The following is a 13,896-nucleotide window of genomic DNA, read 5'->3' as shown; positions in this document are numbered from 1 at the left end:
GGCATGGCGCCGGGCGCGGCCAACGCCAGTCCGCTGACCCTGGGCCTGGCCGCCGCCCTGGTCTGCTACGGACTGGTGCAGGCCATCGGCCTGCACCTGCGCATGGGCCAGAAAGCGTAGGAGCGCGGCCCGCCGCGCGCGGATGGCCCGTCGTGCGGACTGCCGTGGATTACCCGCGCGGCGTCAGCTTGAGCAGCCGCGCATTGCTGCCGTCTTCCAGCAGCCACAACGCGCCATCCGGGCCCTGCACCACCGCGCGGATGCGCTTGCCCATGTCGAAACGCTCAGCTTCGCGCGCGCTGTCGCCGTCGAAGGCGATGCGTACCAGCGACTGCGACGACAGCCCGCCGATGAAGGCGTTGCCGCGCCACTGCGGGAACAGCGCGCCGTTGTAGATGATCAGGCTGGACGGGGAGATCACCGGCGTCCAGCTGACCTTGGGCGCGACGAATTCCGGGCGGGTGTCGTGGTCGGGAATGCTGCGGCCGTCGTAATGGTCGCCGTTGGAAACCAGCGGGTAGCCATAGTTGCCGCCGCGCTGGATCAGGTTCAGTTCGTCGCCGCCCTTCGGACCCATCTCGTCTTCCCACAGCCGCCCGCGCGCGTCGAAGGCCAGGCCGAGGATGTTGCGGTGGCCGAGCGACCACACCTGGTCGGCAGGCGAGCCCTGCGCGGCGAACGGGTTGTCGGCCGGCACGCTGCCGTCGTCGTTGAGGCGGATGATCTTGCCGAGGTTGCCGCCCATGTCCTGCGCCGGGTCGAACTTCTGCCGTTCGCTGGAGCTGATCCACAGCTTGCCGTCGGGCCCGAACAGCAGCCGGTGCCCATAGTGGCCGTTGCCGCTCACCTTCGGCGTCTGCCGCCAGATCACCTGCGCATCGGCCAGGCGGCCGCCGCCGCCGGCATCGAGCACCAGCTTCGCGCGCGCCACCGCGGCGCCGCGGGTATCGTTCGCCCCTTCCTCGGCGTAGCTGTAATAGACCAGCCCGTTGCGGGCGAAATGCGGATGCAGTGCCACGTCGCCGAAGCCGCCCTGGCCGCCGTAGGCGACCTTCGGCACGCCGGCGATCTCGTGGCGGCGGCCGCTGGCCGGATCGAAGTGGACCAGCTTGCCGGCCTTCTCGGTGACCAGCAGGCTGCGGTCGGGCAGGAACGCCATCGCCCACGGCTCGTCGAAGCGCGCGATCTCGGTGGCGGCGAACGGCCACTGCGCCGGCTTGACCGCCGCCTCGGCGGCGGGGTCCGCGGCGCAGGCGCTGGTGGACAGGAGGGGAGCCAGGCCAAGGGCCAGGCTGAGCAGCAGGGAGCGGGGCATGGCGTTCTCCGGGGCGGGAAGCGGGTGGCGACAGGCCACACCTTAGGCGAAGGCGGCATGCGAGGCACGCCAGGCCATGCCATCACGGCGCCGTGGGCCGCGCGGCGGGACCCGCGCGACGATGCGGGGCAGTGGCTGCCCCGCGTTCCGCGGCGAAGTCAGGCCTCGCCGGGCGGCGCCATGCGCTTGGCCACGATCGAGGTCGCGGTCATGTCGCCGGTGGTGTTGCCGATGGTGCAGAACACGTCGGGAATGGTATCCACCGCCAGCAGCACGCCCAGCGGTTCCACCGGCAGGCCCATGCTCTGGGTGACCGGCATGTTGTTGGTCATGAAGTTGGCCTGGCCCGGCAGGCCGGTGGAGCCCATGCTGATGGCTGCGGCCAGCAGCACCGCCACCGCGTACTGGGAGAAGGTGATGTCGATGCCGTACAGCCAGGCGATGAAGCTGGCCACGGCGATGTACTGCGCGGGGCTGGTCACGCGGAACAGCGAGACCGCCATCGGCAGCACCAGCGAAGTCAGCGCGGCGGGGTAGCCCAGGCGGTTGCGCGCGCTGTCGATCATCGCCGGCAGCGAGGCCAGCGACGACTGCGTGCTGCCGGCGATGACCTGCACCGGCACCAGCGCGGCGGCGAAGCGGCGCAGGCCCTCGCGCGCGGCCAGCATCGCCACCACGTACAGCAGCAGGGTGATCAGGATGTAGACCACGCACATCAGCAGGATGTAGTAGCCGAGGATGCCGAGCACGCTCATGCCGACCTCGGCGCAGACCACCAGCACCAGCGCGAACACGCCCAGCGGTGCAGCCCACAGCACCCAGCGCACGATGGTGATCATGGTGTCGCCGACGATCTTGATGATCTCCAGGATGCGGTCGCGGCGCTCGTTGTCCTGCCGGCTCAGCGCGAAGCCGAAGAACATGGCGAACACCACCAGCGGCAGCATCGCGTTGGCCGAGGCCACGGCCAGCACGTTGCTGGGGATCAGCGAGGAGATCCACTGCGCGGCGCTCGGCGCCTTGGACAGGTTCTCCGGCGCATGCAGGGCGGCGCGGAAGGTCTGCATGGTAGCGCTGTCGTGCGGCACCAGGCCGAGCAGCGCCGGCGTGATCACCGCCGAGAAGCTGGCCGCGGCGACCAGCAGCACGATGAACACCAGGATCGCGTTGCGCGCGGTACGCCCGGACGCGGCGGCGTTGCTGGCGGTGTTGACGCCGACGATCACCAGCGCGGTGACCAGCGGCACCACCGTCATCTGCAGCGCATTGAGCCACAACCGGCCGATCGGCCGGGCGAAGTCGGTGACCTGCAGCGCGAGCACCGGGTCGTGATGGGTGAGCGTGAGGCCGACCACCGCGCCGACCAGCAGCGAGATCAGCACTTTGACGGGAGCGGAGAGCCGGAAGCGTCGGGTGGATGTGGTCATGGATGCCAGTAAAGGGGGTGGGAACGCGCCGCGATGCGCGGCGGGGCTTCATGCAGATCGCTCTGCCATGGCCGCACATCCATGCGCGGGGATTGGAACGGGAACATGTCGTCGCCTGGCAGCAGCGCTCCTAGGGCATGCGCGCCGGCAGGTCCCAGCTTTCGTGCAGGCGCGCGTAGTCCGCCTCGGGCAGCAGCACGAACAGCGGATGCGCCGCCGGGTCCAGCCAGCCGAGCAGGGCTTCCATGCGCTCCGGTTCCATCGCGGTGCAGCCGGCCGTCGCCTCGCCGCTCTGCCGCCACAGGTGGGCGAAGATGCAGCTGCCCTGGCCGGGCTCGGCCCTGGGGTTGTGCTCGATCACGAAGCCTTCGCGGTAGCGGCGGTCGCCCTTGTTGTGCAGGTCCAGGCGCATCGGCTCGCTGGAGCCCTCCACGGCGTCGCTGCCCACGGCCTCGGCATCGACGATGCGGTTGTACAGCGGCGAATCGGGGACATCCATGCAGTAGCTGGTGGCCAGCATCGGCTGGTAGGGCATCGCGCTGTCGATGCGCGGCGCGTAGCCGAAGGCCTCGCCGATGCCGAACACGCCGGCCGGGCTGCGGCCATCGCCCTCGCGTTTCTGCGGGCCGTCCTGCTGCGCCGGATGCCGGCCCAGTCCCCAGGCGCTGCCGTTGCGGCCGAGCGCCACGTCGAAGCCGGCGCCATGCGCGCGCCAGCCATCGGCGGTGCGTTCGTAGGCCTGCAGGTGGCCCGACGGCGTGTCCCACGACGGGGTGGTGACGACCACCAGCTGGCGTGCGTCGTGCACCGGCGTGTCCGGCGGCGCGGCGGAGGCGGCGCCGATCAGGGCCATGGCGGACAGCGACGGCAGCAGGCGCCGGGCGAAGGAACGTAACAGGGAAGACATGGCGACGGCTCCGGCTATCAGTTGTCGATCAACTGCTGGATGCGTTCCTGGTTCAACGCCAGTTGGCGCTGGCGGTCGGAGTTGGCATGGCACAGCAGCACGAACACGAAATCCAGCAGGTACTGCAGCGAACAACGGTACAGCAGTTGCGCCACCGGCGGCTGCGGGTCGTGCGCGCAGATCGCCAGCGAGGCATCGGCGTGCGCGCGCAGCGGGTTGGCGGTGTGGCGGGTGATCGAGACGACCTTTCCGCCCATTTCCTGGAACTGGCGCGAAAGCTGCCACAGTTGCGGCAGCTTGCCGAATTCGGAGAACACCAGCAGCACGTCGCCGGGACGCGCGGCCGACAGGTTGGCGGTCATCAGGATCGGGTCGGCGTGCTGCACGGTGAGGATGCCCAGCAGCGCCAGGCGCATGGCGAACTCGCGCGCGTACAGGCCGTCGTCGCCCAGGCCGTAGACGAACACCTTGGGCGCGGCGTCGATCAGCGCGATCACCGCCTCGACTTCCTCCTGCGGATTGGCGACGCGGGTCTCCTCCTCGGCTGCGGCCTTGCTGCGGCGCAGGCCGTCGGCGACCTGCAGGTAGCCGTGCGGGTCGCTCTCCGGCGGCCATTCGGTGACGTCGCCGTTGCTGTTGTTGGCCAGCGCCACCGCGGCGCCGACCGAGTATTTCAGGTCCGGGTAGCCCTTGAACCCCAGTTTCTGGCTGAACTTGACCACGCTCGACTGGCTGATGCCCAGGGCGTTGGCGAGCTGCTGGGACGAGTAGTCGCGCAGCAGGTGGGCGTTGTCGAGGATGAAGTCGGCGATGCGCCGTTCGATCGCCGACATCTGTTCGCGTTCGGAGCGGATTTTTACCAGGGGTGGCATGGGCGGGATGTCGGCTGCGATGGGGTGACTCTAAAAGGATTTGGGAGACGCTGTAAGGCTTTGGATTCACCCAGGACGTTTCATGGGGCCGTGCAGGCGAAGGAGGGATGCTGTTGCCTGTGATTCTGCCGTTGCCTTTGGCTTTTGACTTCGGGGTCCCCTTCCGCAATGACGGAGCCGGCGGGGAAAACCCGAAGGGTGACGTGCATGGGTTCGGCGGAGATAGGCGAAGCATTGCTTCGCTCCGCCGGACGGGCAGCCGCCGTGCGGCGGCTGTCCCGGACTCGAGCGTGAAGCGGGCGAGCACGTCGTTTTTCGACGAGACAGGGATGTCTCGTCGAAAAATCCCGGCGGCGGAGTGGACCCGGAGTGCTGCAGGCACTGAGGGCGTGGAGGCAGGGGCGTGCTTGACCAGCCATTCGGCTTTTGGAAAAGCGTCTCTCTTGGTTACTTCTCTTTGCGCGAGCAAAGAGAAGTAACTCGCTCCTGCCAGGCAGGAGTGAAAGCTTTGCTTTCAAGTTTCCGCTTTGGTTGTTGCTTCTTTCCAGTTTCCAGAGCTTAAAAACCCAAGCAACAGCTGAAGCAGGATCAAGAGCTTTCGCTCCCCTTTCGGGGTGCGAGCTACTTTTCTTTGCTCGTGCAAAGAAAAGGTAGCCAAAAGAAACACGGGCCGGACGCGATCCGCTGCGGCTGCGCCGCATCGGTTCCCTGCGCTCCTCGCGTGCCGAGGGGACGGCGCACAACTCGCTTCGCTCAGACACGTGCGCCTCTTCGCCCCTCGCCACGCTCCGGTGCTCGGCTCGCTCTACGGCCGGGAAGGTCAAGAGCCGAAGGGCAAAATCACGGGCAACGGCAACGGCAACGGCAACGGCAACGGCAGGGGCAGGGGCAGGGGCAGGGGCAGGGGCATTTTTCCTGGCTTCCTCGGGTGCGGTGCACCCGGGAGGAAGGGCGACAGCAACAAGGTGGGTTGCCGTCGCCATGCCGGTCATGCCTTCAGCATCTCCAGTCCGCGTACCTCGGTGATGCCCAGCCCCGGCGCATCGGTGATGCTGATCTCCGATTCGTTGAAGATCACCCCGCCATTGACCGGGTTGAACAGGCTCAGTGATGGTCCGTCCAGGTCCACCTTGGTGATCGCGCCCGCCTTGGCCACCGCCAGGTGCACCGCTGCGGCAACGCTGATGCTCGACTCGAGCATGCAGCCGATCATGCAGGGGATGCCGTACAGCGAAGCGATGTCGGCGACCTTGATCGCGTTGGAGAGGCCGCCAGTCTTCATCAGCTTGATGTTGATGATGTCCGCCGCGCGCTGGTGGATCAGGTCGAACACCTGGTGCGGGCCGAACACGCTCTCGTCGGCCATCACCGGCGTGTTGACCCGCTCGGTGACGTACTTCATGCCGTCGATGTCGGCGGCCTTGACCGGCTGCTCCAGCAGTTCCAGCACCACGCCGGCGTTCTCCAGCGCGTTCATGGCGTAGACCGCCTGCTTGGCGGTCCAGCCCTGGTTGGCGTCCAGGCGCAGCAGGGCGCGGCCCTCGACCGCGGCATGGATCGCCTTGACCCGCTCGATATCCAGGCCGATGTCCTTGCCGACCTTGATCTTCAGCGACTCGAAGCCGCGTTCGATCGCCGACAGCGAGTCGGCCACCATCTTGTCGATGTAGTCCACGCTGATAGTGATGTCGGTGGTGATCACCGGGTCGCCGCCGCCGAGCATCTGGTACAGCGGTGCGCCGTGCAGCTGCGCCCACAGGTCGTAGATGGCGATCTCCACCGCCGCCTTGGCGCTGGTATTGCGCTCCAGCGAGGACTGCACCAGCCCGCAGATGCGGTTGAGGTTGGCGATGTCCTCGCCGATCAGGCGCGGCTTGATGAAGTTGTTGATGGCTTCGATGATCGAGCCATGGGTGTCGCCGGTGATCACCGCGGTGGCCGGCGCCTCGCCGTAGCCGGTGTGGCCGCTGTCGGTGCGCACCAGCACCACGATGTCCTCGACCGATTCGACGGTGCGCAGCGCGGTCTTGAACGGGGTTTTCAGGGGCACGCGCAGCATGCCCAGTTCGATGTCGGTGATCTTCATTTGGCGGTATGCGGGCGGATACGCTGGATGTTGGTGATGCGGTCGACGTAGCTGGCGGTGTCGCTGGCCATCATCGGCTGCAGCGGCGTCACCGAGACGCCATTGAGGTGGGCGGGAACCCGCTTGCCGTCGGCGGCGAACCAGCTGCCACCGGAGGTATCGTGGATCATCCAGGCCATGCCGTCGGCATGGCCGATGGTCATCATCACATGGCCGGGGATGTAGACCAGGTCGCCGACCTGCAGCGCGTCCACTGCCGCGTCGCGCCGGGCCTTGCCGTCCTTCTCGCCGAAGGCGATGCGGTCCAGCGCCGGGCTCACCGCCTGCGCGCTGGTGTTGCGCGGCAGCAGCACGCCGAAGCTGCGGTAGACCTCGGAGACGAAGCCGCTGCAGTCGCGGGTGTCGTAGGAGTGGCCCCAGCCATAGCGCTCGCCAAGGAATTTGAAGGCCTGGTCGAGCAGGTTGCGCGGGGTCAGGGCCAGGTAGTCGTCGCTGCTGTCCTGCGAACGCGGCAGCAGCGCCGGCACCAGCGCCAGGCTGCCGTCGTCGTTGCGTACCGGCAACTGGATGACATGCGCGGCATGGCCCTGCTGTCCGTTGACCGGTTCCAGCGCCGGCCAGTCGGCCAGGACCGGCACGCGCACGCCCATGTCCAGCTGCAGGCGCGAGACACGCGGTTCCTCGGGCGTATAGGCGGTGGTGGCGGTGGCGCCGGTGATCACCCGGTGCGGGCCGCTGGTGCCGTAGCCAAAGACCTGCGCGGCATCGCCGATGCCGACGAAGCGCTTCTCGACCCAGGCCACATAGCGCTCGCTGGCGACGAACAGCCAGTCGCCGTCCGCGCTTTCGTGCAGTACCGCCACGGCGTCGCCGGGGAACAGCGCCGATTCCTGGAAGCGGTCGATGTCGGTGTCGTCGCTGCTGGAGAACGCGCGCAGGCCGGTGGGGAAGGCACGCAGCGCGGCGCGGTGCACGACCAGGCCGTACTGCAGCGGGCGCTTGTCGGCGACGCGGCCGAGCGCGAGGTTGTCGGTAATGGCGCGCAGCTGCGCCGCGCCGATTTCCTTGCCCTGCACGTCATACAGCGTGCGGGTCGGCGGGCGCGAAATCGCCTCGATCTGCCCGCGCACGAAGCTGCGGGTCACGGTGGCGGGCAGGGCGCGCAGGTCGTGGATGGAGCCGTCGAGCTGGCGCATGCGCGCGTTCTGCGCGGTGATGCCGGCGCGGTCGAGGATCACCCGGTCCGGATCGGACAGCTGGGCGATCCAGTGCGCGGCCGAGAGGTAGTCCTCGCGCAGGCCGATCACGCCGGCGTAGTCCTGCGCCGAAGCGCTGGCCGCGCCGAGCGCGAAGGCCGGCCCCGCGCACAGCGGCGCGGCAAGCAGGAAGGACCAGCAGGCCCGGGCGAGGCGCCGGCGGCGGGGCCGGGCGGGAATGGCGTTCATGGGGACTCCCTCTGGATGCAATGGAATACTTATTCCTTTCTTCCGTGAAATCAAGAATAAATTATTGACCGGCTGTCGCATGCGTGTTACACAACCGTTATCCCGCGTGTTCGTGGAAGTGTTGCCGTGGATCCAGCATTGCGCCAAGTCCCAGTCGCTTTCAGGCCTGCCCGGTACCGGCTCATGGCCGGCCTGCTGTGCCTGTTGCCGGCCATCGCGGGCGCTGCCGACACGCTGGAACAACTGGCCGCGCGCGTGGACCGCGGCGACTTCGCCGGCGCCAGCGCGCAGATCGACGCTGCGTTGCAGCAGCCGGCGCTGGACGACGCGCAGCGCGACGCCTGGTTGTTCCAGCGCGAGCGCATGCGCCGCATGCGGCTGGATTTCAGCCTGGACCGCGAGCGCGCGATGGCAGCGGTGCGCCGCCATATCCCCGATCTGCGCGAAGACGAGTTCCGCGCCTGGGACGAAGCCGGGCTGATCGAACACCTGGACATCGATGGCCAGCGCCGCTGGTTCAACCGCGCGCCTTCGAACCTGTTCCTGGTCAGCGATGCCGCCGTCGCGCGGCGTTTGCCGACGATCAAGCCGCCGGCGCCCGGTCCTTTCGAAGTGGTCACGCCGCATCACCTCGAAGCGCTCAAGGCCGCGCAGGCCGGCGCCACCAGCGTCGCGCCGCGGCGGGTGCGCGTCACCCAGTCGCTCACGGTCAAGGCCGATGCGGTACCGGCGGGCGAGACCGTGCGCGCCTGGATCCCGTATCCGCGCGCCATTCCCGGCCAGCAGGAAGGCATCCGCTGGCTGGGCAGCGTGCCGGCCGGTGCGCAGGTCGCGCCGGAAGCGACGCTGCAGCGCACCGCCTACCTGGAGCGCAAGGCGGTGGCCGGCACGCCGACCGAGTTCTCGGTCAGTTACGAAGTCACGGTGCATGCGCGCCATTTCGCCATCGACCCGGATGCGGTGCGGCCCACCCCCGACGATCCGGCGCTGGCGCCCTACCTGGCCGAGCGTGCGCCGCACATCGTGTTCACTCCGGCGCTGCGCGAGTTCTCGCGGCGCGTGGTGGGCGACGAGACCAATCCGTACCGGATCGCGCGCAGGCTGTTCGATGCGGTCGACCGCATTCCCTGGGGCGGCGCGCGCGAGTACTCGACCATCGGCAACATCAGCGACTACGCGCTGCACTCCAACCACGCCGACTGCGGGCAGCAGACGCTGCTGCTGATGAGCCTGCTGCGCCTGAACGGCATTCCCGCGCGCTGGCAGTCGGGCATGGTGTATTCGGACAACGACACCGGCTACAGCAACCTGCACGACTGGGGCGCGCTGTACCTGGCGCCCTACGGCTGGGTGCCGATGGACGTGACCACCGGCGCGCTCGACAGCCCGGTGCCGGCAGTGCGCGATTTCTACTTCGGCGGCCTGGACGCCTACCGCATCGCCTTCAACGACGACTACGCGCAGCCGCTGGTACCGGCCAAGCGGCACTTCCGTTCCGAAACCGTGGACTCGCAGCGCGGCGAGGCCGAATGGGCCGGTGGCAATCTCTACTTCGATCAATGGAACTACGACTTCCAGTGGCAGGTACTGGCGCCGCCGGAGGGCTGAAAGTCCGTCAAACCGCTGTAATTCACAACACTGCAGGAGAGGGCAGGGGATGAACACGAAAATGCTGAAGAAGGCGGCGCTCAGCGTCGCATTGGGGGCGTGCCTCGGGGCGCTGGCGCCTGCCGTCATGGCGCAGAGCGCTACCGGCGCCATTGCGGGCCGCGCCAACTCCGGTGACCAGATCACCATCACCAACACGGCCACGGGACTGACCCGCACGGTGACCGTCGGCCGCGATGGCGGCTACCGGTTGAGCCAGCTGCCGGTCGGCGACTACAGCCTGACGGTCAAGCGCGACGGACAGAGCGACAAGGAACCGGTAGCGGTCAACGTATCGCTGGGCGGCACCACCACGGTCAATCTCGGCGGCGGCGACGCCGGAGCGGTGACCCTGGATTCGGTGCAGGTGGTGGGTTCGCGCATCGTCAACCGGGTGGATGTGCACTCCACCGAGTCCTCGTTCAACATCAACCGCGAGGAGCTGGCGCGCATGCCAGTGGCGCAGGACCTGTCGTCGGTCGCCCTGCTCGCGCCGGGGGTGATCAGCGGCAACTCGTCGTTCGGCGGCATCTCCTTCGGTGGTTCATCGGTGGCCGAGAATTCGGTGTTCATCAACGGCCTGAACGTCACCGATTTCTACAAACGGCAGAGCTTCTCGGCGGCGCCCTTCGCGTTCTTCCAGGAGTTCCAGATCAAGACCGGCGGCTATTCCGCCGAATTCGGCCGCTCCACCGGCGGCGTGATCAACGCGGTCAGCCGCTCGGGCAGCAACGAGTTCAAGGGAGGGGCGACGGTGACGTTCGAACCGTCGGCCTGGCGCTCCAGGGCAGACGATCACTTCTACGACGATGGCCGCGTCAACGTTCTCTCCAGCCACAACACCCGCAGCTTCACCAAGACCAACGTCTGGGGCTCCGGCCCGATCGTGAAGGACAGGCTGTTCCTGTTCGCCATGTACGAGCAGCGCGACAGCAAGGCCGGCAGCAGCAGCTCGGCGGGCAGCAGTTGGACCCAGAGCACGTCCGACAACGGCTTCTGGGGAACCAAGCTGGATTGGAACATCACCGACAACCACCTGCTGGAGCTGATGGCGTTCTCCGACGAGGGTGATAGCGACGCCGAGATATATACCTACGATTTCGCCAGCGGCACCCGCGGCAGTGCGCCGCCCAGCCAGTCCAGTTCCTCCAGTGGCGGCACCAGTGGTTCGGCGACCTATACCGGGCATTTTGGCGAGAACTTTACCGCCAAGGCGATGTACGGCATCAATCGCAGCAGCAGCTACAACCGCTCGCCGGCGGATGCCCAGTGCGACTACGTCAGCTATGAAAACTCCAGCTACGGCGCGATCTACCGGGCGATGGGCAGCCCGGTGCTGGGCTGCCACCCGGGCGGCACGGTCGTCAACCACGAAGATGAGCGGACCGCCAAGCGACTGGATTTCGAATGGGTTCTGGGCGACCACCAGCTGCGCTTCGGCTGGGACCACGAGTTGATGACGACTGACCGCAGGACGGTCTACCCGGGGCCGACCCGCAAGTACTACACCGCTTACGGCACCAAGCCGGGGAATCTGCTCGACAACGGCTCCGTGGTGCCGAACGGCGTGAATGCGATCCTGCGCGCCCGCGAGCGTTCGGACGGAGGTGTGTTCGATATCAAGGCCAGCGCCTTCTACCTGGAAGACAACTGGAACGTCACGCCGTACCTGATGCTGAATCTGGGCGTGCGCATGGACAACTTCGAGAACATGACCACGGTGGGGACGACCTTCACCAAGCAGGACAACCTGTTCTCGCCGCGTCTGGGCTTCTCCTGGGACATGAAGGGTGATGGCAGCACCAAGCTGTTCGGCAACCTCGGGCGCTACTACATGCCGATCCCGAGCATCCTGAGCTACAACTTCGCCGGCGGCCTGCTCGACGAGTACACCTACTACGCGCTGGATGGCTGGCGCCAGGAAACCAACCCGGTTACCGGCGCGCCGTACATGGCACCGGTCATCGGGGCGCAGATCGGTCCGGTCGACAAATCGCAGAACATCCTTGTCCAGGACCTGCGGCAGAGCGTGGACCGCAACCTGGATGCGGTCTACCAGGACGAGGCGATCCTCGGCTTCCAGAGCATGATCAACCAGGCCTGGTCGTGGGGCGTCACCGGTACCTACCGGCGCATGCCGAACGCGATGGACGACATGCTCATCAACGCGCTGTGCGGCACGCGCCATGGCAACCTGTGGCCGATCGCCAACCCGGGCGACAAACTGACACTGTGGGGCACCAAGGCGATGGGTTGCGCCGAGGATGGCTGGGTGACGATCGACACCTCCAAGGAAGGCTATATGACCCTGGGCAGCAACCGGAATATCGGTTACTCCAAGCCCAAGCGCACATACAAGTCGATGGAGTTCCAGATCGACCGTGCGTGGGACGACAAGTGGGCGTTCAATGCCTCCTACCTGTGGTCCAAGTCCTCGGGCAACCACGAGGGCCCGGTCAACTCGGACACCAACTACGCCGACACCGGCATGGTCCAGCATTGGGACCACCCGGCCAACAACCAGCGCTACGGCGATCTGTTCAACGACCATCGCCACCAGATCAAACTGCGTGGCAGCTTCAAGCTCAACGACATGTGGTCCTTCGGCACCACCTTCACCGCACTGTCCGGCGGTCCGATCACCGCGTTCGGCGTGACCTGGCCGGATGAGGACCGCGCCGTGGCCAGCTACACCAGCACCGGCAGCGGTGGCGGTACCGGTTGGCTGTGCGTGGAAAAATGTAGCGGCAACGATCCGGTTACCAAGCTTCCCTATACCTATAAGGACCGCGTGTACAAGTATTCCGGTCGCGGCGATTTTGGCCGTATGCCGTGGGTCTATAACCTCGGCGCCAACGTGGTATGGACGCTGCCGGTGGAAGGCATCGACCTGAAGGCCACCCTGTCGGTCTACAACCTGCTCAACAAGCAGGAGGTGATCAACGTGGCGGCACGTTACGAAGGCCAGCCGGGTGTCATGCGTGACACTTTCGGCACCGGCACCCGCTGGCAGTCCCCGCGTTACGCACAACTGGTCGTGGCCTGGAACTTCTGATCCGGCCACGGCAATGACGATGCAACTGCGTTACTGAGTTCTCCTCTGGCGGCCCGTGCATGGGGCCGCCATCTTTTTTTCTGGAGCAATGTCTTGGATCAGGGATTCACACGAAACGGCGGGTACGCTTTGCCGGATGCGTTCAGGCAGGCGGATCTGCCGGGTTTGGCTGCCCGTGAGGGCACGCCGTTGTACGTTTATTCCGCACCGGCCATGCGCCAGCGGGTGCGCGCGCTGCGCGACGCGCTCGCGGGCCTGGACGCCGGCATCCGCTACGCGGTGAAGGCCAACGGCAACGGCGCCGTGTTGCGCCTGCTGGCCGAAGAGGGCGCCGGGGCGGACATCGTCTCCGGCGGCGAACTGGAGCGGGCGCTGAGGGCCGGCATCGCGGCGTCCGACATCGTGTTCTCCGGCGTGGGCAAGTCCGACGCGGAGATCGCGCTGGCGCTGGACGTGGGCATCGGCCGCTTCAACATCGAGTCCCGCGCCGAGCTCGATGCCATCCAGCGCATCGCCGCGGCGCGCGGCGTCACCGCCGTCGCCTCGGTACGGATCAATCCGGACGTGGACGCCAAAACCCACGCCAAGATCTCCACCGGCAAGGCCGAGAACAAGTTCGGCGTCTCCATCGCCGAGGCGCGCGCCTGGTTCGATGCGAAGGCGCAATGGCCCGACGTGCGCCTGGACGGGCTGCACATGCACATCGGCTCGCAGCTGTTGAGCCTGGACCCGGTGCGCGAGGCGCTGGCGCGCATGGCCGCGTTCTGGAAGGAACTGGCGGCCGCCGGCCACGCCATCGCCAGCATCGATGTCGGCGGCGGACTGGGCGTGCGCTACCGCGAGGGCGAGCAGGCGCCGGATGCGCGCGAGTACGCCGATGCGATCCGCCAGGCGCTGGCCGGTTTCGGCGGGCGCATCCTGGTCGAGCCGGGCCGCTGGCTGGTGGCCGAGGTCGGCATCCTGCTGACCCGCGTGCTGTTGGAGAAGCATGGCCAGGCGCGCAGCTTCCTGGTGCTGGACGCGGCCATGAACGACCTGCTGCGTCCCAGCCTGTACGACGCCTGGCACGACATCGTGCCGGTGGGCGCCGCGGCCGGCCGCGAAACCGCCGTCTACGACGTAGTGGGGCCGGTCTGCGAGAC

At 67.3% G+C, this 13,896-nt stretch carries 9 protein-coding genes; 3 read left to right on the top strand and 6 right to left on the bottom strand.

Features of this window, described 5'->3' with window-relative positions; all coding sequences use genetic code 11:
- Window positions 1-169: 169 nt before the first annotated feature.
- The 6 genes from QMX80_RS14915 to QMX80_RS14890 all read right to left on the bottom strand — a co-directional run bounded on the left by QMX80_RS14915 (window position 170) and on the right by QMX80_RS14890 (window position 8,052).
- Window positions 170-1,315 carry a PQQ-dependent sugar dehydrogenase gene (locus QMX80_RS14915; protein ID WP_282277839.1) on the bottom strand — a complete coding sequence of 382 codons (1,146 nt, stop codon included), beginning with the start codon at window positions 1,313-1,315 and terminating at the stop codon, window positions 170-172.
- 158 nt (window positions 1,316-1,473) lie between these two features.
- The gene (locus QMX80_RS14910; protein WP_282277838.1) at window positions 1,474-2,742 is read right to left on the bottom strand and encodes a dicarboxylate/amino acid:cation symporter; all 1,269 of its coding nucleotides are present in this window, start codon (window positions 2,740-2,742) and stop codon (window positions 1,474-1,476) included.
- Between the two features lie 130 nt (window positions 2,743-2,872).
- Entirely contained in the window at window positions 2,873-3,595 is a 723-nt protein-coding gene (locus tag QMX80_RS14905) for a L,D-transpeptidase family protein (RefSeq protein ID WP_235504332.1), read from the bottom strand.
- Between the two features lie 71 nt (window positions 3,596-3,666).
- Window positions 3,667-4,521 (bottom strand): MurR/RpiR family transcriptional regulator, encoded by an 855-nt coding sequence (locus QMX80_RS14900; RefSeq protein ID WP_055770904.1) that lies wholly within the window; start codon window positions 4,519-4,521, stop codon window positions 3,667-3,669.
- Between the two features lie 988 nt (window positions 4,522-5,509).
- Window positions 5,510-6,607 (bottom strand): dipeptide epimerase, encoded by a 1,098-nt coding sequence (locus QMX80_RS14895; protein ID WP_055770902.1) that lies wholly within the window; start codon window positions 6,605-6,607, stop codon window positions 5,510-5,512.
- Window positions 6,604-8,052: an SH3 domain-containing protein gene (locus QMX80_RS14890; protein ID WP_282277837.1), complete on the bottom strand. Its 1,449-nt coding sequence runs from the start codon at window positions 8,050-8,052 to the stop codon at window positions 6,604-6,606. The genes QMX80_RS14895 and QMX80_RS14890 overlap by 4 nt, the downstream gene beginning before the upstream one ends.
- A gap of 183 nt (window positions 8,053-8,235) precedes the next feature.
- On the opposite strand from QMX80_RS14890, the gene QMX80_RS14885 reads away from it, so the two are divergent.
- The 3 genes from QMX80_RS14885 to lysA form a co-directional block, all read left to right on the top strand.
- On the top strand, window positions 8,236-9,660 hold the full coding sequence (locus QMX80_RS14885) for a transglutaminase domain-containing protein (RefSeq protein WP_282277836.1): 1,425 nt from the start codon (window positions 8,236-8,238) through the stop codon (window positions 9,658-9,660).
- A 49-nt stretch (window positions 9,661-9,709) separates the two neighbouring features.
- Window positions 9,710-12,754 (top strand): TonB-dependent receptor, encoded by a 3,045-nt coding sequence (locus QMX80_RS14880; RefSeq protein WP_055770893.1) that lies wholly within the window; start codon window positions 9,710-9,712, stop codon window positions 12,752-12,754.
- A gap of 189 nt (window positions 12,755-12,943) precedes the next feature.
- Window positions 12,944-13,896 (top strand): diaminopimelate decarboxylase (gene lysA, locus QMX80_RS14875; RefSeq protein WP_282277834.1); only part of this gene is annotated, 953 nt, incomplete at its 3' end.

Origin of the sequence: Stenotrophomonas sp. PS02297 (assembly GCF_029959705.1) — a bacterium.
In the GTDB taxonomy this organism is placed as follows: Bacteria; Pseudomonadota; Gammaproteobacteria; order Xanthomonadales; family Xanthomonadaceae; genus Stenotrophomonas; species Stenotrophomonas nitritireducens.
Note: the sequence above shows the minus strand (reverse complement) of the source record. Positions and strands in the feature narration are given on the sequence as shown.